The following is an 18,742-nucleotide window of genomic DNA, read 5'->3' as shown; positions in this document are numbered from 1 at the left end:
ATTATTGCCCCTGACCGGGGCCGCCGATCAGCGGGGTGGCAAACCTGCGCCTTCCGTGGCCCGAGCGTCAGGGTCCGGTTCGCCTGGCCTAGCCTGAAAAGCGTGCTGCACGTCGATCCGATCTTCGCCGCCACCTCGGACCCGCCGCCGTTCACCGTCGGCGCGGTGCTGACCGAGACCCGGCTGGACAGCTGGCTGGCCCTCGGCCTGGTGCTCGCCGCCGGCCTGTACCTCTACGGGGTGTACCGGCTGCGCCTGCGGGGCGACCGCTGGCCGATCGCCCGTACCGTGTTCTTCCTCGGCCCCGGCCTGGGCGGCATCGCGCTCGTCACGGTCAGCGGGCTGCACGCGTACGACACCGCGCTGCTGTCCGTGCACATGATCCAGCACATGGTGCTCTCCATGGTGGCGCCGATCTTCCTGGCGCTCGGCGCGCCGATGACCCTGGCCCTGCGGACCCTGCCGGTCGGGCCACGCAAGCGCCTGCTCGCGATCGTGCACAGCCGCGTCGCCCGGGTCTACAGCTTCCCGCTGGTGGCGTTCGCCATCTTCGTGGTCAACCCGTTCGTGCTCTACTTCAGTGATCTGTACCGCTACACCCTCGAACACGCCTGGGCGCACGAGCTGGTGCACGCGCACTTCATCATGACCGGCTGCGTGTTCTTCTGGCCGCTGCTCGGCCTCGACCCGCTGCCCGGCCGCTGGCCGTACCCGGCGCGTGCGCTGCTGATGCTGCTCTCCGTGCCGTTCCACACAGTGCTCGGCCTCACCATCATGCAGAGCAGCACGCTCTTCGGCGGCGACTGGTACCCGTCGCTCAACCTCGGTTGGGCCGACCCGTGGCAGGACCAGGTGGTCGCCGGCGGCATCCTCTGGGCCGGTGGCGAGTTCGTCAGTGTGACCATGCTCGCGGTGCTGGTGGTGCAGTGGGTCAAGCAGTCCGAGCGGGAGGCCCGCCGGGTGGACCGCGAGCTGGACCGCCAGGAGGCCCGCGAACGCGCCGCCGACGCCGCGCCCGCCTGAGCTGCCCGGACGGTTCGCCCCGACGCGCGACGCCGGGCGGGATGTCGGCTACGTCACGCCGACCGGTACGATCTGCGGGCAGCTACGAGGTGGGAGTTCCGGCATGACCGATCGTCTTTGCACCGTGTTGCTCTACAGCGACGACCCGCAGGTCCGTGATCGGATGCGGATGGCTGTCGGCACCCGGCCAGCTCCCGGTCTGCAGATCGAGTTCGTCGAGGCGTCGACCTACGCGGAGACCATCCGGCTGGTCGACGACTACGAGATCGACCTGCTGCTGCTCGACGGTGAGGCGAGCCCGGGCGGTGGCATCGGCATCGCCCGCCAGGTCAAGGACGACCGGGACGACGCTCCCCCGACCTGTCTGGTGATCGCCCGCGCCGCCGACCGATGGCTCGCCGCGTACGCCGAGGTCGACGCGACGCTGGTGCACCCGCTCGACCCGGTGACCACCGGCGGCACGGTGGCCGAGCTGCTGCGGACGCACGCACCCGCCTGACGTCCCACGCTCCTCCGGCACCCCCACGGCGCCGGATCTCCTCGGCGCCGGTTCCAGCCCACCCGCACTTCGCATGCTCGGGAGGCCCGCCATGGGCGATCGGACCTGGCCGCACCTGCTCAACGCGCTGCTGCGCGGTGACGAACTCTCCACCGCCGACACCGCCTGGGCGATGGACGAGATCATGACCGGCTCGGCGAGCGCGGCGCAGATCGCCGCCTTCGCCGTGGCGCTGCGGGCCAAGGGGGAGACCCCCGCGGAGTTGGCCGGCCTGGTGGAGGCGATGCTGGGTCGCGCGGTCCCGGTGAAGCTCCCCGAGGAACTGCGCCGTACCGCGCTCGACGTGGTCGGCACCGGCGGTGACCTCGCCCACACGGTCAACATCTCCACGATGACGGCGCTGGTGGTCGCCGGCGCGGGCGTCCGCGTCGTCAAGCACGGCAACCGGGCCGCCTCCTCCCTGTGCGGCACCGCCGACCTGCTGGAGTTCCTCGGCATCCCGCTGGATCTCGGCCCGGAGCAGGTCGCCCGCTGTGTCGAGGAGGCCGGCATCGGGTTCTGCTTCGCGGCCCGCTTCCACCCCGGGATGCGGCATGCCGGCCCGGTCCGCCGCGAGGTCGGCGTGCCCACCTTCTTCAACTTCCTCGGCCCGCTGACCAACCCGGCCCGGCCCCGGGCCGGCGCGGTCGGCTGCTTCGACCTGCGGATGGCCCCGGTGATGGCCAGCGTGTTCGCGGGCCGTGGCGACTCGGCGATCGTGATGCGCGGCGAGGACGGGCTGGACGAGTTCACCACCGCCGCGCCGACCCGGATCTGGGCGGCGCAGGGCGGCACCGTACGCGAGGCTGTGCTGGACGCGACGGACCTGGGGGTACCCCGGGCCACCCTCGCTGACCTGCGGGGCGGTGACGCCGCGTACAACGCGGGCGTGGCCCGTCGCCTGCTGGCCGGCGAGACGGGCCCGGTCCGGGACGCGGTGCTGGTCAACGCGGCGGCGGCGCTGGCCACCCAGGGCCCACTGGACGGCGACCTGACCGAGGCGCTGCGCGCCGGCCTGGCCCGCGCGGCCGAGTCGATCGACTCCGGCGCGGCCGCCGCGACCCTGGACCGCTGGATCGAGACCGCCACCGCCGCCTGACCTCACCACCACCCGACCCGCCGGTGCCGTCCGCGGTCGGCGTCTCGGCGGGTGACCCACTCGGGTTCCTTGAATCCGTGGTGTCCGTGCAGCCCGGATGCCCCAACTTCACTGAAGTGGAGTGGATCACGCGCCGATGCCGACCAGCGGCGACCGTGCGCGGAGATTTGTCGGACCCGTCTGGGAAACTACAGCTGAGTAGTTCTCTGCTGCCGTCGGTGCGTCGTTGTCGCATCCGATCGCGGTCCGCCTGGTATCCGAGAGGAGACGCCCGTGTCGCACCGCGAGCTCTACTGCGACGTCTGCGAGGGCGTGGCGCTGTTCGAGGCGCCTCCCTGCGTCGACAGCCACGGCACCGACTGTCCGGAGCTGATCTGCACCGACTGCGGCGCCGCAGTGGTGGTCGGCACGGTCGCCTTCCCGGTCACCCGGCTGGCCGCCCGCCGAAGCCAGCCCGCCCGCCGCGCCGCCTGACCGCAGCGCCGCCTGGCCACCCGCACCGCCTGACCGCCTGACCCCCTGACCGCCGCGCCACCCGAGGCGGGGTGGAACATGGCCGAAGGCCCGCTCCCCCACTCGGGGAACGGGCCTTCGTCGTGCCGTGTCGGTCGCGACGGCGACCGGGTGGGTCAGTGCTCGGCGGTACGCCGGGTGCCGCTGTAGTACTCGAACAGGAGCCCGCAGGCGGAGAAGACGACGGCCAGCAGGCCGGCGCCGATCAGCCAGTACTGCCAGAACACCATGCCGAGCGCGGCGATCGCGGCGGCCAGCGCCAGACCGAACGGCCAGTAGCTGCCCGGGCTGAAGAAGCCGACCTCACCAGCGCCGTCGGCGATCTCAGCGTCCGGGCGGTCCTCCGGGCGCAGGTCGATGCGGCGGGAGACGAACCAGAAGAAGCCACCGCACATCGAGCAGAGCAGGAACGACAGCAGCAGGGCGACGGTGCCGACCCACTCGACGCCGCCCGACTCGCCGTGCGTCCAGGCGCCGTAGAGGATGGTGGCACCGAAGAGGAACCCGGCGATGATCAGGAAGATACGCCACTCGGTCTTCATGCGGCTGCCTCAGCTTCCCGTGCGGGCCGGAACGTCGTCCGGGTTGAAGTTGTCCTGCGTCCGCCGCGTGTCGAACGGCTGCGTGGTCGTCGCGTACGGCTGCTCACCGATCGCGGACAGCGCATCCTGGGTGGACTTGCCGCTCTGCTTGGCCGCGAGGAACTGGTCGTACTTCTCCGGCGAGACCACCCGCAGCTCGAAGTTCATGAACGCGTGGTAGCTGCCGCACAGTTCGGCGCAGCGCCCGACGTAGGCACCCTCGGCGTCCAGGCTCGAGACCTCGAACACGTTGCGGATCTTGCCCGGCATGACGTCCCGCTTGAAGAGCAGCTCCGGCACCCAGAACGAGTGGATGACGTCGCGGCTGGTCTCCTCGAACCGGATGGACCGGTTGGTCGGCAGCACCAGCACCGGGATGACCTCACTGGTGCCGAGCGTCGACGCGGTGGTGCGGGCTTCCGTGCCCTGACCGTCGCGGTAGTTGAACTGCCAGTTCCACTTGAACGCGACGACCTCGACAGTGACGTCCGGGTTCTTCGACAACTTGTCGACGTCGGTCTGCACGATCGCCGTGTAGTAGAAGAGCACGGAGACGATCAGGATCGGCGCGATGGTGTAGAGGAACTCCATCGGCATGTTGTAGCGGGTCTGCACCGGCAGCGCGTTGCCACGCTTGCGGTAGCGCACGACGCACCAGAAGATCAGGCCCCACACGAAGACGCCGACCGCGAGCGCGGCGATGCAGGAGGCGATCCACAGGTCGTACATCCGCTTGGACTCCGGCGAGATGCCGCCCTGCGGCCAGCCGAAGCCGTGGAACGTCTGACCCACGTCACAGCCCGTGAGCAGAACCAGCAACGCCACGCCACCGAGACCGAGCCCGGCCAGGCGACCAGCACCACGCCCCCGGCGTCCACCGACCCCCGGGGAAGCGCTGTGCCGTACGGCCGACGGCCGTACCTCCGAACTCCTTGCGACCACCTGGTCCTGCCTCCCTAGCGCGCCGCGGTGCGTCTTTCCTCAGCACCTGCGGCAAAGGCGTCACCGACGGTCGCAGATTACTCGACCATGACGGACTCGGCCGTGGTGGGGTCACTGTCCGACCCCCATCGGGGGGATCCTAGGCATACCGCCGCGATAGCGTCTTCTTCTGTGAGCGCATCCCCGGTCTACCTGGACGCGGCGACCGCCGCGCCGATGCATCCGGTCGCGCGGCAGGCGCTGCTGGCCGCGCTCGACGACGGCTGGGCCGACCCGGGCAAGCTGTACACGCAGGCCCGCCGGGCCCGGCAACTGCTCGACGCCGCCCGCGAGGCCACCGCGCTGACGCTCGGCGTCCGCGCCGACGAGGTCTCCTTCACACCGAGCGGTACGACCGCAGCCCACGGCGCGGTGCTCGGGGGCCTGGCGGGGCGACGCCGGGTCGGGTCGACGCTGGTGCACTCGGCGATCGAGCACTCGGCGGTGCTGCACGCGGCGGAGCGGCACGTCGGCGCGGGCGGGACCGCCACCGCGGTGCCGGTCGACCGGTTGGGCCGGCTGGACCTGACGGCGTGGTCGACAGCCGTTCGGGCTCCCGGGGTCGCGCTGGCCGCGTTGATTACCGCCAGTCACGAGGTGGGGACGGTGCAGCCGGTTGCCGAGGCGGCGGCGGCGTGCGCCGAGGTTGGTGTGCCGCTGTACGTGGACGCGGCGCAGTCGGTGGGCCGGGTGCCCCTGCCGGCCGGCTGGTCGGTGCTCACGGCGAGCGCCCACAAGTGGGGTGGGCCACCCGGCGTGGGGGTTCTGGCGGTCCGGAAGGGCACTCGCTGGGAGTCACCCTGGCCGGCTGACGAGCGGGAGAGCGGACGTACCCCAGGGGTGGTGAACCTGCCCGCGGTCGTGGCGGCGGCGGCGAGCCTGCGCGCGGCGGCGGCCGACGCGGCGGCCGAGGCGACCCGGCTGGCCGCCCTGGTGGACCGGGTCCGGGAGCGGGTCGCGGCGGAGGTGCCCGACGTGGAGGTGGTCGGCGACCCGGTGCTCCGGCTACCCCACCTGGTCACCTTCTCCTGTCTGTACGTTGACGGGGAGGCGCTGCTGCACGCACTGGACCGGCGGGGCTTCGCCGTGTCGTCCGGCTCGTCCTGCACCTCGTCCACGTTGCGCCCGTCGCACGTGTTGGAGGCGATGGGGGTGCTCTCGCACGGCAACGTGCGGGTCAGCCTGCACCGGGAGACGACCGAGGCGGACGTGGAGCGGTTCCTGACCGAGCTGCCGGGGATCGTCACCGGGCTGCGCGCCGAGGCCGGGGTGGTGGGGCTGTGACGATGCCGGACGAGGTGATCGACTGCCGGGGGCAACGCTGCCCGCTGCCGGTGATCGCGGCGGCGCGACGGATGCCCGAGGTGCCGGTCGGCACTGTGGTCCGGGTGCTGGCCGACGACCCGGCGGCGGCTGTCGACATTCCCGCCTGGTGCCGGATGCGCGGCCAGGAGTTCCTAGGCTCGGTCAACGGCCCGGACGGCCCGGCCTACGACGTCCGCCGCACCCACTAACCCGGCGCGGCGAGGGCTTGGCGTCCCGCCAAAGCCACCCCGCCCATCCGCGCATCGATCATGGAGTCGTGGTGGGCGACAGAAGCCATAGAAGGCGACCATTCGGGCACCACAACTCCATGATCGACGAGGTAGGAGGGGGTTACGCCGGGAGGAGGTGGGGGCGGACTTCTTCCGCTGCGGTGTCGCCGTAGGACTCGGCGAGCCGCTTGACGAACAGGTCGCGGCGGACGTCGTACTCCTGGGTGCCGACGGTCTCCAGGACCAGCGTGGCCAGCAGCGAGCCGACCTGGGCGGCGCGCTCCAGGCCGAGGCCCCAGGAGAGCGCGGTGAAGAAACCGGCCCGGAAGCCGTCGCCCACGCCGGTCGGGTCGACCGCCCGGATCTCCCGTGCGATCGGTACGTGGATCGGGTCGATGTCGCGCCCGGCGATCTCCACACCGTGCTTGCCCAGCGTGGTGACCCGCACCTTGACCAGGTCCAGCAGTTGGTCGTCGCTGAGCTGCGCCTTGCTCTGCAACAGCGACTTCTCGTAGTCGTTGGTCATCAGGTAGTCGGCGCCTTCGATCAGCGCCACCACGTCTTCGCCGGGCATCCGGGCGAGCTGCTGGGACGGGTCGGCGGCGAAGGCGTACCCGCGGGTGCGGCACTCGGCCGAGTGGCGGAGCATCGCCTCGGGGTCGTTCGCGCCGACCAGCACCAGGTCCAGACCGCCGAGCCGGTCGGCGACGGGGGCCAGCTCGATGTTGCGGGCCTCGCTCATCGCACCGGCGTAGAACGACGCGATCTGGCACATGTCGGTGTCGGTGGTGCAGACGAAGCGGGCGGTGTGCGCCACCTCGCTGATGTGCACCGAGTCGCAGTCCACACCGTGGCGCTCCAGCCAGGAGCGGTAGTCGGCGAAGTCGGCGCCGACCGCGCCGAGCAGCACCGGGCGCAGCCCGAGCTGACCCATCCCGAAGGAGATGTTTGCCGCCACGCCGCCGCGGCGGAGCACCAGGTCGTCCACCAGGAAGGAGAGGGACACCTTGTGTAGTTGATCGGCGATGAGCTGGTCGGCGAAGCGACCGGGGAAGCTCATCAGGTGATCGGTGGCGATCGAGCCGGTGACGGCGATCTTCATGTCAACCCTCGGGGTCGGGAGCAGGGCGCGGTCAGCCTACCGGGACGGCAACCCGATGGTCACCGCTCGGTCGGACAACGGCAACCAGCCCGCCACGGCCCCCTTCGGGACCGCTCCCAGGCCGGTGCGACCGCCGGCCGGTACGGCGATGGGGCCGTCCCGAAGAACGGCCCCATCGTCGCTGGTGTGTGGTGCGTGACTCAGTTGAACGAGTCACCGCAGGCGCAGGAGCTGCCCGCGTTGGGGTTGTCGATGGTGAAGCCCTGTGCGTCGATCCGGTCGGCGAAGTCGATCGTCGCGCCGGAAAGGTACGGGGCGCTCATCCGGTCGACGACGACCTCGACACCACCGAAGTCGGTCACGACGTCACCGTCGAGCGAACGCTCGTCGAAGAAGAGCTGGTACCGCAGGCCGGAGCAGCCGCCCGGCTGCACGGCGACGCGGAGCCGCAGGTCGTCGCGGCCCTCCTGCTCGATCAGGGCCTTGACCTTCTGCGCCGCGACGTCGGTGAGGACGACGGAAGTGGGGGCCTTGGCCTCGGTCGACTCGGTCTGCGCTGGCGTGGTCACGTGGAAGTCTCCCTGCGCGGTTTGGGTCCGGACGCACTGGCCAACGTCGCGCGCCGTCCAGTGATTCCCGGTTGTGGTCCTCAGCCGATCGTACGCCGCCTTGGCCGGGCTCACCCGCGTGGCGTGACCCCCGCCGCAGGTCGGCCCTCGGTCGGGGCGGGCTCGCTGGCGGTCGGGACGCTCAGCGGCTCCACTGCCGGGCCAGCCGGGCGCCCAACTCGCGCAGCCCCTCGGCGGGCCGTCTCAGCGCCGCGTCGAGCCCGCCGCCCTCATCGCCGCCGAAGTGCTCCACCAGGCTGTACGCGTCGGTCACCCCGGCCGAGGCGGCCTCCCGCCGGCCGGTGCTCACCTGCCCGGCCACCACCACGCAGGGAACTCCCCGGTCGCGGGCGGCGCCGGCCACCCCGGCGACGACCTTGCCGCGCAGCGACTGGTGGTCGAACGACCCCTCACCGGTGATCACCAGGTCGGCGGTGTCCAGCGCGGCGTCGAGTCGGGTGGCCCGGGTGACCAGGCCGATCCCCGACTCGCAGTCGCCGCCCAGGGCGAGGAGCGCCGCGCCGATGCCACCGGCGGCCCCGCCCCCGGGCAGCACGCCGAGCCCCGCCGGGCAACCGGCCAGGTCCCGTTCCAGCACCGCCGCGAAACGCTCCAGGGCCGCGTCGAGCAGCAGCACGTCGGCGCGGTCGGCGCCCTTCTGCGGGCCGAACACATTGCTCGCGCCGTGCAGGCCGAGCAGGGGGTTGTCCACGTCGGTGGCAGCGACCAGCCGGACGCCACGCAGTCGAGGAACGCCGTCCAGCGCGTCGACTGCGGCGAGCGCCGCCCCGCCGTACGGCAGCGCGGCGCCGCCCTGGTCGAGGGCTGTCACGCCCAGCGCGGCGAGCATTCCGGCGCCGCCGTCGTTGGTGGCGGAGCCGCCCAGCCCGATCACCACAGTGCGGGCACCGCTCTCCACCGCGGCGGCCACCAACAGACCCAGCCCGTACGAGGTGGTGGTCTTCGGGTCGCGCTCGGCCGCGGAGAGCAGGTGCAGGCCGCACGCCTGCGCGCTCTCCAGATAGGCGGTCGCGCCGTCGGCGGTGAGCAGGATCTCACCGGCAGCCGGCCGGCCCAGCGGGTCGACCGTCGACACCGGCACCCGCCGGCCGCCGAGGGCTTCGGCGAGCACCTCCACGAAGCCCGGCCCGCCGTCGGCGAGGGGCCGGATCAGCAGATCGTCTCCGTCGGTGACGGTGCGCCAACCTTCGGCGACGGCGGTGGCCACCTCCGGTGCGGACAGGGTGCCGGCGAACTTGTCCGGGCAGAGCAGCACGCGCATGCCGAGCAGTGTGGCAGCCCACACCGAGCGAAGCTGCGTCGCGCTCGCGCTGTGGGACCATGGGCTACGTGACTTCGACCTGGGTGGAACCCTCCAACACGGCGACGGCTCTGCTGCTGCTCGGCCGGGGCAGCGACCCCGACACCGAGCGCGGCGTCGAGTGTCCGGGCGACCTGCCGGCGCCCAGCGATCCGGATCTGGTGGCCCGTGCCACCGCCGCGAAGGCGAAGCTGGGCAGCAAGGTCTTCGTGCTGGGGCACCACTACCAGCGCGACGAGGTGATCCAGTTCGCCGACGTGACGGGCGACTCGTTCAAGCTGGCCCGGGAGGCCGCGGCCCGCCCGGACGCGGAGTACATCCTCTTCTGCGGCGTGCACTTCATGGCCGAGAGCGCCGACATCCTCACCACCGACACCCAGCGGGTGATCCTGCCCGACCTCGCGGCGGGTTGCTCGATGGCGGACATGGCGGTGCTGGGCCAGGTCGAGGCGGCCTGGGACACCCTGTCCGAGCTGGGCATCGCCGGCGACACCGTGCCGGTGACGTACATGAACTCCTCGGCCGACATCAAGGGCTTCGTGGGCCGCAACGGCGGCGTGGTCTGCACCTCGTCCAACGCCAAGCGCGCCCTGGACTGGGCCTTCGAGCAGGGGTCGAAGGTGTTCTTCCTGCCGGATCAGCACCTGGGCCGCAACACCGCGGTGCTGGAGATGGGCCTGTCGCTGGACGACTGCGTGCTCTACGACCCGCACAAGCCCGGTGGCGGGCTCACCCCGCAGCAGCTGCGCGACGCCAAGATGATCCTGTGGCGGGGGCACTGCTCGGTGCACGGCCGGTTCACGCTGGACAGCGTCAACGACATACGGGAGCGGGTGCCCGGGGTCAACGTCCTGGTCCACCCGGAGTGCCGGCACGAGGTGGTCACGGCCTCCGACTACGTCGGGTCCACCGAATACATCATCAAGACGATCGAGGCGGCTCCGGCCGGCTCGGCGTGGGCGCTCGGTACCGAGCTGAACCTGGTCCGCCGGCTCGCGCTGGCGCACCCGGACAAGCAGATCATGTTCCTGGACAAGGCCGTCTGCTACTGCTCGACAATGAACCGGATCGATCTGCCGCACCTGGTCTGGGCCCTGGAGGAGCTGGTCGCGGGCCGGGTCGTCAACCAGATCACGGTGGACGTCGACACCGCGCACCACGCCCGGGTGGCGCTGGATCAGATGCTCGCGCTGCCCGGCGCGGACACTCCGCCGCCGGCGGTGTCCTGATCACGATCCGTAGCGCTCTTGGTACGCAAAAGTGCCGGATCACCGATTAATGCCACACACGCCGATGTGACCGAGTCCTTTCTCGTCACCGAGGGCTATGCTGCCCAAGCGACGACACACGCGGGCCGTTTCGACATGGCCGCATCCGGGGTAGCGACGACGTTCAGGCGCCCCACCATCAACACGGCAGCACCGACGCGCTGGAGGTTGCGTTGACCGACGACGTCCTGGTTGTGCACGGAGGCACTCCGCTCGAAGGGCGGATCCGCGTGCGCGGCGCGAAGAACCTGGTATCGAAGGCGATGGTCGCCGCGTTGCTTGGCGACAGCCCGAGCCGACTGTTCGACGTGCCCAAGATCCGCGATGTCGAGGTGGTGCGAGGTCTGCTCGGCCTGCACGGCGTCAAGGTCACCGACGGCACCGAGGACGGCGAGCTCGTCTTCGACCCGGTGAACGTGGAGAGCGCCAGCACCGACCAGATCAACGTGCACGCCGGTTCCAGCCGGATCCCGATCCTGTTCTGCGGCCCGCTGCTGCACCGCCTCGGGCACGCGTTCATCCCGGATCTGGGCGGCTGCCACATCGGCCCGCGCCCGATCGACTTCCACCTCCAGGCCCTGCGCGAGTTCGGCGCCACCGTCGACAAGCGGCCCGAGGGTTTGCACCTGTCCGCGCCGAACGGGCTGCACGGCACCAAGTTCGCCCTGCCGTACCCGAGCGTCGGCGCCACCGAACAGGTGCTGCTGACCGCCGTGATGGCAGAGGGCGTCACCGAGCTGCGCAACGCCGCAGTGGAGCCGGAGATCATCGACCTGATCTGCATCCTGCAGAAGATGGGCGCGATCATCAAGGTCCACACCGACCGGGTGATCGAGATTCAGGGTGTGCCCAAGCTGCACGGCTACACCCACCGGCCGATCCCGGACCGGATCGAGGCGGCGAGCTGGGCGGCCGCCGCCCTGGCGACCCGTGGTCACGTCGAGGTGCTGGGCGCGCAGCAGGCCGACATGATGACCTTCCTGAACATCTTCCGCTCGGTCGGCGGCGAGTACGAGGTCACCGACGCCCGCGCGCCGAAGCTGGGCGACCCCGGCCAGGAGGGCGGCATCCGCTTCTGGCACCCGGGTGGCGAGCTGAACGCGGTGGCGTTGGAGACCGACGTGCACCCCGGCTTCATGACCGACTGGCAGCAGCCGCTGGTCGTGGCGCTGACCCAGGCCCGCGGCCTGTCGATCGTCCACGAGACGGTCTACGAGCAGCGGCTGGGCTACACCGAGGCCCTCAACTCGATGGGCGCCAACATCCAGGTCTACCGGGACTGCCTCGGCGGCACCCCGTGCCGCTTCGGCCGGCGTAACTTCAAGCACTCCGCGGTGATCGCCGGGCCGAGCAAGCTGCACGCGGCCGACCTGGTCATCCCGGACCTGCGGGCCGGGTTCAGCCACCTGATCGCGGCGCTCGCGGCCGAGGGCACCTCCCGGGTGTACGGCGTGGACCTGATCAACCGGGGCTACGAGGACTTCGAGGCGAAGCTCGCCGACCTGGGCGCGCACGCCGAGCGTCCGTAACCTCGGTCACCCATCGTTCGGCTACGACGGCTCCAGGTCGCACTGCGACCTGGAGCCGTCGGCCGCTGTACCGCGATGTGCACCGGGCGCGGACCGTTGGCTACCCTTGCCGCGTGCCGTCGCTCTTTCGCCGCAAGTCCACCGACCTCGTCGACGAGGCCGTCTCCTCGGTGACCCCCGAGGAGACCGCCGAGCGTTCCCGGGGTTACACCCCGGCCAAGGGTCGGGAGACGCCCAAGCGGCCGACCGTCGGCCGTCGCCCGGCCGGCCCCACTCGCCCCCTGACCAAGGAGGAGGAGCGGGAGCGCCGCCGTCAACTGCGCGCCGAGGCGGCGTCGGAGTTCCGCCGCGAGGGTGGCCCCCGCGACCGTGGCCCGGAGCGGCTGCTGGCCCGCAACGTTGTCGACTCCCGGCGTACCGTCGGCACCTGGTTCTTCGGCGGCGCGCTGGTCGTGCTGGTCGGGTCGAACGGGGCCATGCCGCCGCTGGTCCGGCTGGTCTCCAACGTGCTCTGGGGCGCGCTGGCGCTGGGCGTGGTCGTCGACTCGGTGCTGATCTGCCGCAAGATCAGCAAGCTGGTCCGGGAGCGCTTCCCGAAGAGCGACCAGCGGATGGGCTCGCTCTTCCTCTACGCGGTCATGCGGTCGATCACCTTCCGGCGGATGCGCGCTCCGGCGCCCCAGGTCAAGCTGGGCGACAAGGTCTGACCCCCGGGCTCCCGCACCTCCAGGATCCACGCGACTTCCGCGAAACTGCTGCCTCAGGAGATCTCCGAGGCAGCAGTTTCGCCGTAACTGCGCGGATCCTGTCGTGCGTTCATCATGCTGAACGGGTTGCCGTTGTTCGCCAGACCGAACGTTTGACCCAATGGAGCGAAGGCATGCCTTCGGAACCGGCTGCCCCGCTGGCCACCATCGCCGCCGCCCTGCGCCGGGAGCGGGAACGGGTCGGCATCTCGCTGACCGAGCTGGCCCGCCGGGCGGGGGTGGCCAAGTCCACCCTCTCCCAACTGGAGTCGGGCACCGGCAACCCGAGCGTGGAGACCCTCTGGGCGCTGGGCGTCGCACTCGGTGTGCCGTTCAGCCGGCTGGTGGAGCCCGTCGACGACGGCGTACGGGTCATCCGGGCCGGGGACGGGCCGCAGGTCCGCTCCGAGCAGGCCGACTTCAGCGGAACGCTGCTCAGCGCCGGCGCCGCGCACCTGCGCCGGGACGTCTACCTGATCAGGCTGGAACCCGGCGCGATCCGGGCCGGGCACGGACACACCCCGCGCAGCATCGAGCACGTGGTGGTCGCTGCCGGCCGGCTGCGGGTGGGGCCCGAGGCGGCGCCGGTCGAACTCGACCCCGGCGACTACGCCACGTTCCCCGGTGACGCCCCGCACCGTTACGAGGCGCTCGCTCCCGGTACGTTCGCCGTCCTCATCATGGAGCACCCCTGAACGAGGACGGCGATCCCGCCGCAGCCGGGGGGTCCTCGCGTGCGGTAGGGTCGGAGTTCAGTTTCGCTTATAGGACCAAATGTCCGAAACCAATGGGATAACGTTTGCGCCGGTGGGCGGCGCCACAGTGGCGGTGAGCGAGCCCACGCCGTTACCCTCCATCCGCAGCCACGGCCTGCCGGAGCGGCGATCTGACCGGCACGTGCGGCCCCAGCGCGACAATTTGCAACGAGGTGACAACGCGTGAGCGAGCGGACGCGAGCCGGCCACCGGGGCGTGGCAGGCGGCGACCGGACGCCCAGCGGTCACCCGACGGCGGCTGCGGACACCTCACCCCCGGCGAGAATCGGCCCAGCGGCCGGGTGTGGCGACGGGCTCGACGGATGAACGGCCGCTACACCGACCGGTGGCCAGACCCGAACGAACCGTCCTGGGTGGGCGAGCCGACCTCCGAGTGGCACCCCCAGTTCCCCGGCCAGCGCTACCCCGGCGACATCGGCATGCCGCACCAGCCGCCACCGCGCGGGCGCGCGACAGTGTCCGGACGCGCCGAGGTGCCGCCGCTCGCGCCCACCCGCCCTGACGGCACCTACCTCGGCCGGTCCTGGTCCGACGAACCACCGGCGGACCAGGCGCCTCACGGCCGATCCTGGGTGGACGACGAGCCGGGCGAGGCATCGGCCTACAGCCGACTCCGCGACGACGAGCTTTCGGCGGACGCCTCCGCCTACGGCCGGCCCGACAACGCCGACTCCCGCCACTACGACCACGAGCCGTACCGTCGTCCGCTGCCCGAACCGCCCCGCCGCGACGAACGCCGCTCGCCCGAGTCGGACCGACGTACCGCCTGGTCCGACCGACGCCCCGCCGACGAGCGGGGGCCCGCGCGGGAAGCCGCCTGGCACCGGGACCAGCCCACCCCCGAGCGGTACGACAGCCGCCGTCCCCGGCAGGAGCCCACCGAGCGGGATCGGGGTTACCGGGGCTCCCCGCCGGTCTCCCCCGCGCCCCGGCCCGAACCCGGCTGGGTGCCCGAGCCGGACGACGCACCACGTCGGCGCGGCACACCGGAACGACCGGCAGCTGGTCACGAACGGCACCCCGGCGACGGGTACGGCGTCCGACCCACCCGCGACAACGACGGCCGCATCGCCGACGGGGTCGACCCGTGGGCACCCGTGGACGGCCGCACGCGATACCGCGCCGACGGGTACCCGGACCGGGCCGCCGACGACCAGCGCCGCCCGGAACCGCGCTACCGCGCGGACGACGGGATCGGCGCTGCGGCCTCACCCAACGGTGGACGACGACGTCGCCCCGAGCCGGACCTGCCCGATCAGCCCCGCCTCGACGACGACCGGCGGCGGCCCGACACCGACCCGCACCGGCAGCAGCCCCGTGAGGCGGCGGCCCGCGCCGAGGCGTACCCGGACCGGCGACCCCGCGAGCAGGCCCGCCCGGACACGTACCGCGAGGACGGCCACCGCGAGGACGGCTACCGCGAGGACGCGTACCGCGAGCCCCGGCCGCAGCCGGGCCAACGGTCGGACGGCAGCCTGCCCTGGCCAGCACCGGGTCCGGTGCGGCAGGACCGCACCTCGGACCGCACCCGGGAGCCCGGCCACCGCACCGACCCGCACCGCACCACCGACCCGCACCGCAGCGCCGACCCGCACCGCAGCTCCGAGCCGCACCGCACCACCGACCCGCACCGCAGCGCCGACCCGCACCGCACCACCGACCCGCACCGCAGCGCCGAGCAGCACCGCACCACGGACCCGTACCGCAGCGCCGAGCCGGGCGTCGCGCCGCGGCCGGCCGCCCGGCCCGACCGGCCGGCGGCCAAGTCGCGGCCCGACGAGCGTCCGGCGGCCACTCCGGCGCGGTACGACGAGCGACCGGTACGCCCGGCCGCGACGGCGCCGCCCGCCTCCGGCCGTGCCATGCCGGTCTCCCCGGAGCGACCGGTGTCACCGGCACCCGTCTCCCCCGGATGGGACCGACCGGTGTCGGCCGCCCCCGTCTCCCCCGCCGCGCCCGGCTGGGACCGGCCGGTGTCGGCCGCCCCGGTCTCCCCCGCCTCCGACCGGCCCGTCTCGGGGCCACCCGCCGCGCGCCTGCGGCTGGAGTACCTGCCCGCGCCGGTGGACCCGCCCGTCGCCGACGAACGCTCGGATGCCCCGCCATCGGGACGCCGGCCGCTGGCCGAACCGCCACCGGCATCCGGAGCGCATCCCGCACCGCCCCCGCGTTACCCCGGCCCGGACACCAGGGACCGTCCGGCGGACCAGCGGCGCGGCGAGGAGCCGGGTCCGGACCGCCGTCGGGTCAGCGACCCGTTGGCCGGCACCCCGGCGACCGACCGCCGCCCGGTCTCCCCGGACCGCTCGTCCCCCGCGGAGCGGCAGCACCCCGCCGACCGACCGGCCGCCCCGGATCGACCGGCCGCGCCGCAGCGCCCGTACTCGCCGGAGCGACCGGCCCCGACGGCGGACGCCCGCCCGTCGGTGGCCCCGCCACCCACCTGGCAGGCACCGCCGCCACCGGCGACCCGACCCGACCCGACCCCGGCCGACCCGACCCGCGCGGCTCCGGTTCCGGCGGCCTCGCAGCCGCCTGCGGCGGAGGTCGCGCCGCCGCTCCCGCCGGCCCCCGGTACGCCGCGCCGCTACGTACCCCCGCCGCCGCCCTCGGAAGAGCCGGTGGCGGCCGTTCACGAGCCGGACGACGTCCCGGGCACCCGCGGGCCGGATGCGTGGTTCAGCCCCGCTCAGCCCGCCGAATCCGACCAGGGCGAGCCGACGACGGACGAGCGGTCGTTCGACCCGGGCGACGAGTCGACGGCCGGGGACCCCGACCTCTCCGCGACACCTGTCGCACCGGACGCGCAGACGTCGACGCCGGCGGCCGACACCCACGTCGACGTGGCCGACGAGCACGCCAGCGGGTCGACACCGGACGACGCCTCCGACCCGGTCTCCGCGCCGCCTGCCCATCCCGTCTCCGGTGCTCCCCGGCTCTGGGCGGACGACCTGGACGACGACCCGCAGCCCAGTTTCGACACGGCAATGCTCGACGGTGACCAGCCCGTCTCCGGCGCACCTGTCGTCGCAATCCCGCACCAGCCGGCCGAAGCCGACCTCGAAGCCGAGGTCGACCGGCAGCCCTTCACCGCTTCTCCCGACGACGACACCGATCCGGTCGAGCACGACCCGACGGACGAACTCGCGCCACCCGACGAGCCGACGGACGCGGTCGACGATCCGAGCACCAGCCCGGCGGATGACTCGCGAGCCGACGAGTGGCCGGGCGAGGCGGCACCGTCCGTAACGTCTGCGGACGACACGAGCCCGCCCGTCTCGGCACCGCCGTTCTCAGCACCGCCAGTCTCGATCACGCCGGTCTCCGCTCCCCCGGCGCCGCCGGTATCGGCCCCGCCCGCAGCACCCGTCTCCGCGCCACCAGCGTCCGCGACAGCGCCCGTCTTCGCGCCGCCAGCGCAGACCGCAGCCCCCGTCTCCGCGCCGCCCCTCGCCGCCGCGCCCGTCTCCGCGCCGCCAGCGCCGACCGCGGCCCCGGTGTCCGCACCACCCGCCTCGGCGCAGCCGTACTCCGAAGCGCCAGTCTCCGCACCGCCAGCGCCCGCAGCGGCGCCCGTCTCCGCGCCACCGGCCTCGACACCACCGCCCGCCGCGGCACCCGTATCCGGGCCGCCGGCGACAGCGGTACCGACGTCCGGGCCGCCGGCGTCGGTGGCGCCGACGTCCGGGCCACCCGCCTCGGCCGTACCCGGCCCGAGGAGCGGCTCGGACGGGGACAACGAGCCGGTGTCCGCGCCACCCGACGACGCACCGCCGGTGGTGGCCCGCCCGTCGCTGGCCGACCCGGGCGACCCGGAGCAGGTGCTGGCCGCGTACCGGTGGCGGTTGGACCCGGTCACCCTGCGCGAGGAGCTGACGGAGCCGGACGACCTGCGGGCCATGCGGCGGCGGCTGACCGAGAAGTTGGGCTCGGCGGTCGACAACCGTGCCCGGGCCCGGCTGCTCAGCCTGCGGGCGGTGGCCTCGCGGATTCTCGGCGACCTGGACGACGCGCTGGCCGATGGCCGGCTCGCCCTCACCTACGCCGAGGCCACCGGCGAGCTGCGTCGGACCGCGCTGGCCCAGGCCCGGCTGGCCCACGTGCTGCGCTGGCGCGGCGACTTCGCCGAGGCCGACCAGCTCTTCGCCCAGGCCAACTCGGTGGAGTTGCCCGACCGGTTGCGGGCCGCGCTGCACGAGCACGCCGGGCGGTCGTGTTACGACCAGGGACGGCTCATGGAGGCCTGCGAGCACTTCGAGAAGGCGCTCGACCTGCGCGGCGCGGGCGACGCCGAACTGCTCGACCGGGTCCGGGTGGCCCTCGACGCGGTCACCGTCCGGGCCGAGGCGGATGGCTTCGGGCCGTACCCCCGGGGTCGTGACGAGGTGCTCGACCGGGACCGACCCCCGTTGCCGGACCGGGACGGGCCGCTGTGGGGTTACACCAGCCAGGACGGCGACGTGGTCATCCCCGCCCGGTACGCCGAGGCGCAGCCCTTCCACGACGGGTTGGCCTGGGTCCGCCGGCCGGACACCGACCGCTGGTCGCTGATCAACCTGCTCGGTACGACTGTGATCCCGCCGTCCTTCCGGGCCGCGCACCCGTTCAGCGACGGCCTGGCCTGGGTGGTCGGCGAGGGCGGTTGGACGGCGATCGACGCGACCGGCGCGGTGCAGGTCGCGCCCAACTTCGCCGAGGTACGACCGTTCCGGCGCGGGCTGGCCGCGGTGCGGCGCGAGGGGTGGGGGGCGGTCGACCGGACCGGTCGGGTCATCGTGCCCACCCGCTACCACGGCTTCGTCACCGAGTTGGCCGACGGCCAGCAGATCGATGGTTTCACCGACGAAGGGCTCGCCGTGGTCGACGTGGCGGGTCGGCGGGGCGTGGTGGACCGCACCGGCACGGTGCTGGTGCCGCCGGCGCACCCGATGCTGGTCATCCACCCGGTGGCGTTCCTGGTCAAGAACGACAACGGGCGGTGGGGCGCGCTGGACCGGCGCGGCGTGCCGCTCATCAACCCTGTGCACCGCGATCGCGCCGAGGTGCTGGAGGAGATCGACCGGCTACTCACCGATGCCAACCCGGTGCTCTGAGTCACCGGTCGTCACTGTTGATCCACTAG

16 protein-coding genes are annotated in these 18,742 nt (G+C 72.9%); 11 read left to right on the top strand and 5 right to left on the bottom strand.

The window, feature by feature from the left end:
• Positions 1-102 precede the first annotated feature (102 nt).
• From ACLJOK_RS01995 to ACLJOK_RS01980, 4 genes are all read left to right on the top strand, one after another.
• The gene (locus ACLJOK_RS01995) at positions 103-1,023 is read left to right on the top strand and encodes a cytochrome c oxidase assembly protein (protein WP_410815757.1); all 921 of its coding nucleotides are present in this window, start codon (positions 103-105) and stop codon (positions 1,021-1,023) included.
• Between the two features lie 103 nt (positions 1,024-1,126).
• A complete protein-coding gene (locus ACLJOK_RS01990; RefSeq protein ID WP_091407513.1) occupies positions 1,127-1,522 on the top strand; it encodes a hypothetical protein in 396 nt (131 codons plus the stop codon).
• A gap of 91 nt (positions 1,523-1,613) precedes the next feature.
• Positions 1,614-2,660: an anthranilate phosphoribosyltransferase gene (gene trpD, locus ACLJOK_RS01985; RefSeq protein WP_410815756.1), complete on the top strand. Its 1,047-nt coding sequence runs from the start codon at positions 1,614-1,616 to the stop codon at positions 2,658-2,660.
• A gap of 273 nt (positions 2,661-2,933) precedes the next feature.
• Complete coding sequence (locus ACLJOK_RS01980) at positions 2,934-3,134, top strand: hypothetical protein (protein WP_410815755.1); 201 nt, start codon at positions 2,934-2,936, stop codon at positions 3,132-3,134.
• Positions 3,135-3,289: 155 nt separating this feature from the next.
• Here the strand turns inward: ACLJOK_RS01980 and ACLJOK_RS01975 are convergent, their stop codons facing one another.
• Together ACLJOK_RS01975 and coxB are read right to left on the bottom strand one after the other, a co-directional pair.
• A complete protein-coding gene (locus ACLJOK_RS01975) occupies positions 3,290-3,715 on the bottom strand; it encodes a cytochrome c oxidase subunit 4 (RefSeq protein WP_196918976.1) in 426 nt (141 codons plus the stop codon).
• 9 nt (positions 3,716-3,724) lie between these two features.
• Complete coding sequence (gene coxB, locus ACLJOK_RS01970) at positions 3,725-4,696, bottom strand: cytochrome c oxidase subunit II (RefSeq protein WP_266304854.1); 972 nt, start codon at positions 4,694-4,696, stop codon at positions 3,725-3,727.
• A 171-nt stretch (positions 4,697-4,867) separates the two neighbouring features.
• Here coxB and ACLJOK_RS01965 point away from each other — a divergent pair, with 171 nt between their 5' ends.
• Both ACLJOK_RS01965 and ACLJOK_RS01960 read left to right on the top strand, forming a co-directional pair.
• Complete coding sequence (locus ACLJOK_RS01965; protein WP_410815754.1) at positions 4,868-6,019, top strand: cysteine desulfurase family protein; 1,152 nt, start codon at positions 4,868-4,870, stop codon at positions 6,017-6,019.
• Positions 6,016-6,249: a sulfurtransferase TusA family protein gene (locus ACLJOK_RS01960; protein ID WP_091407500.1), complete on the top strand. Its 234-nt coding sequence runs from the start codon at positions 6,016-6,018 to the stop codon at positions 6,247-6,249. Before ACLJOK_RS01965 ends, ACLJOK_RS01960 begins: the two co-directional genes overlap by 4 nt.
• Before the next feature lie 142 nt (positions 6,250-6,391).
• Here ACLJOK_RS01960 and ACLJOK_RS01955 read toward each other — a convergent pair whose 3' ends face one another.
• The 3 genes from ACLJOK_RS01955 to ACLJOK_RS01945 form a co-directional block, all read right to left on the bottom strand.
• Entirely contained in the window at positions 6,392-7,372 is a 981-nt protein-coding gene (locus ACLJOK_RS01955) for a carbohydrate kinase family protein (protein WP_410815752.1), read from the bottom strand.
• 200 nt (positions 7,373-7,572) lie between these two features.
• Positions 7,573-7,941, bottom strand: a complete 369-nt coding sequence (erpA, locus tag ACLJOK_RS01950) for an iron-sulfur cluster insertion protein ErpA (protein ID WP_091407494.1) — start codon at positions 7,939-7,941, stop codon at positions 7,573-7,575.
• Positions 7,942-8,122: 181 nt separating this feature from the next.
• Positions 8,123-9,262 carry a glycerate kinase gene (locus ACLJOK_RS01945; RefSeq protein ID WP_410819207.1) on the bottom strand — a complete coding sequence of 380 codons (1,140 nt, stop codon included), beginning with the start codon at positions 9,260-9,262 and terminating at the stop codon, positions 8,123-8,125.
• A 68-nt stretch (positions 9,263-9,330) separates the two neighbouring features.
• Between ACLJOK_RS01945 and nadA the strand changes: the two genes are divergently transcribed.
• The 5 genes from nadA to ACLJOK_RS01920 all read left to right on the top strand — a co-directional run bounded on the left by nadA (position 9,331) and on the right by ACLJOK_RS01920 (position 18,713).
• Complete coding sequence (nadA, locus tag ACLJOK_RS01940; protein WP_410815750.1) at positions 9,331-10,530, top strand: quinolinate synthase NadA; 1,200 nt, start codon at positions 9,331-9,333, stop codon at positions 10,528-10,530.
• Positions 10,531-10,730: 200 nt separating this feature from the next.
• Positions 10,731-12,098: a UDP-N-acetylglucosamine 1-carboxyvinyltransferase gene (gene murA / locus ACLJOK_RS01935; protein WP_410819205.1), complete on the top strand. Its 1,368-nt coding sequence runs from the start codon at positions 10,731-10,733 to the stop codon at positions 12,096-12,098.
• Between the two features lie 113 nt (positions 12,099-12,211).
• Positions 12,212-12,805, top strand: a complete 594-nt coding sequence (locus ACLJOK_RS01930; protein ID WP_410815748.1) for a DUF3043 domain-containing protein — start codon at positions 12,212-12,214, stop codon at positions 12,803-12,805.
• Between the two features lie 173 nt (positions 12,806-12,978).
• Positions 12,979-13,539, top strand: a complete 561-nt coding sequence (locus tag ACLJOK_RS01925) for a helix-turn-helix domain-containing protein (RefSeq protein ID WP_410815746.1) — start codon at positions 12,979-12,981, stop codon at positions 13,537-13,539.
• A 383-nt stretch (positions 13,540-13,922) separates the two neighbouring features.
• Positions 13,923-18,713: a WG repeat-containing protein gene (locus ACLJOK_RS01920; RefSeq protein WP_410815744.1), complete on the top strand. Its 4,791-nt coding sequence runs from the start codon at positions 13,923-13,925 to the stop codon at positions 18,711-18,713.
• The last annotated feature ends 29 nt before the right edge of the window (positions 18,714-18,742 follow it).

The sequence above is a fragment of the Micromonospora sp. 050-3 genome (genome assembly GCF_046549335.1).
Lineage (GTDB): Bacteria > Actinomycetota > Actinomycetes > Mycobacteriales > Micromonosporaceae > Micromonospora > Micromonospora trifolii.
This window is presented reverse-complemented; position numbering and strand designations above follow the sequence as displayed.

Bases quoted from the DNA above. Each gene is read 5' to 3' on its own strand.
- ACLJOK_RS01945 (WP_410819207.1), bottom strand. From the start codon at position 9,262: ATGCGCGTGCTGCTCTGCCCGGACAAGTTCGCCGGCACCCTGTCCGCA.
- ACLJOK_RS01975 (WP_196918976.1), bottom strand. From the start codon at position 3,715: ATGAAGACCGAGTGGCGTATCTTCCTGATCATCGCCGGGTTCCTCTTC.
- ACLJOK_RS01925 (WP_410815746.1), top strand. From the start codon at position 12,979: ATGCCTTCGGAACCGGCTGCCCCGCTGGCCACCATCGCCGCCGCCCTG.
- ACLJOK_RS01955 (WP_410815752.1), bottom strand. From the start codon at position 7,372: ATGAAGATCGCCGTCACCGGCTCGATCGCCACCGATCACCTGATGAGC.
- ACLJOK_RS01990 (WP_091407513.1), top strand. From the start codon at position 1,127: ATGACCGATCGTCTTTGCACCGTGTTGCTCTACAGCGACGACCCGCAG.
- trpD (WP_410815756.1), top strand. From the start codon at position 1,614: ATGGGCGATCGGACCTGGCCGCACCTGCTCAACGCGCTGCTGCGCGGT.
- ACLJOK_RS01920 (WP_410815744.1), top strand. From the start codon at position 13,923: ATGAACGGCCGCTACACCGACCGGTGGCCAGACCCGAACGAACCGTCC.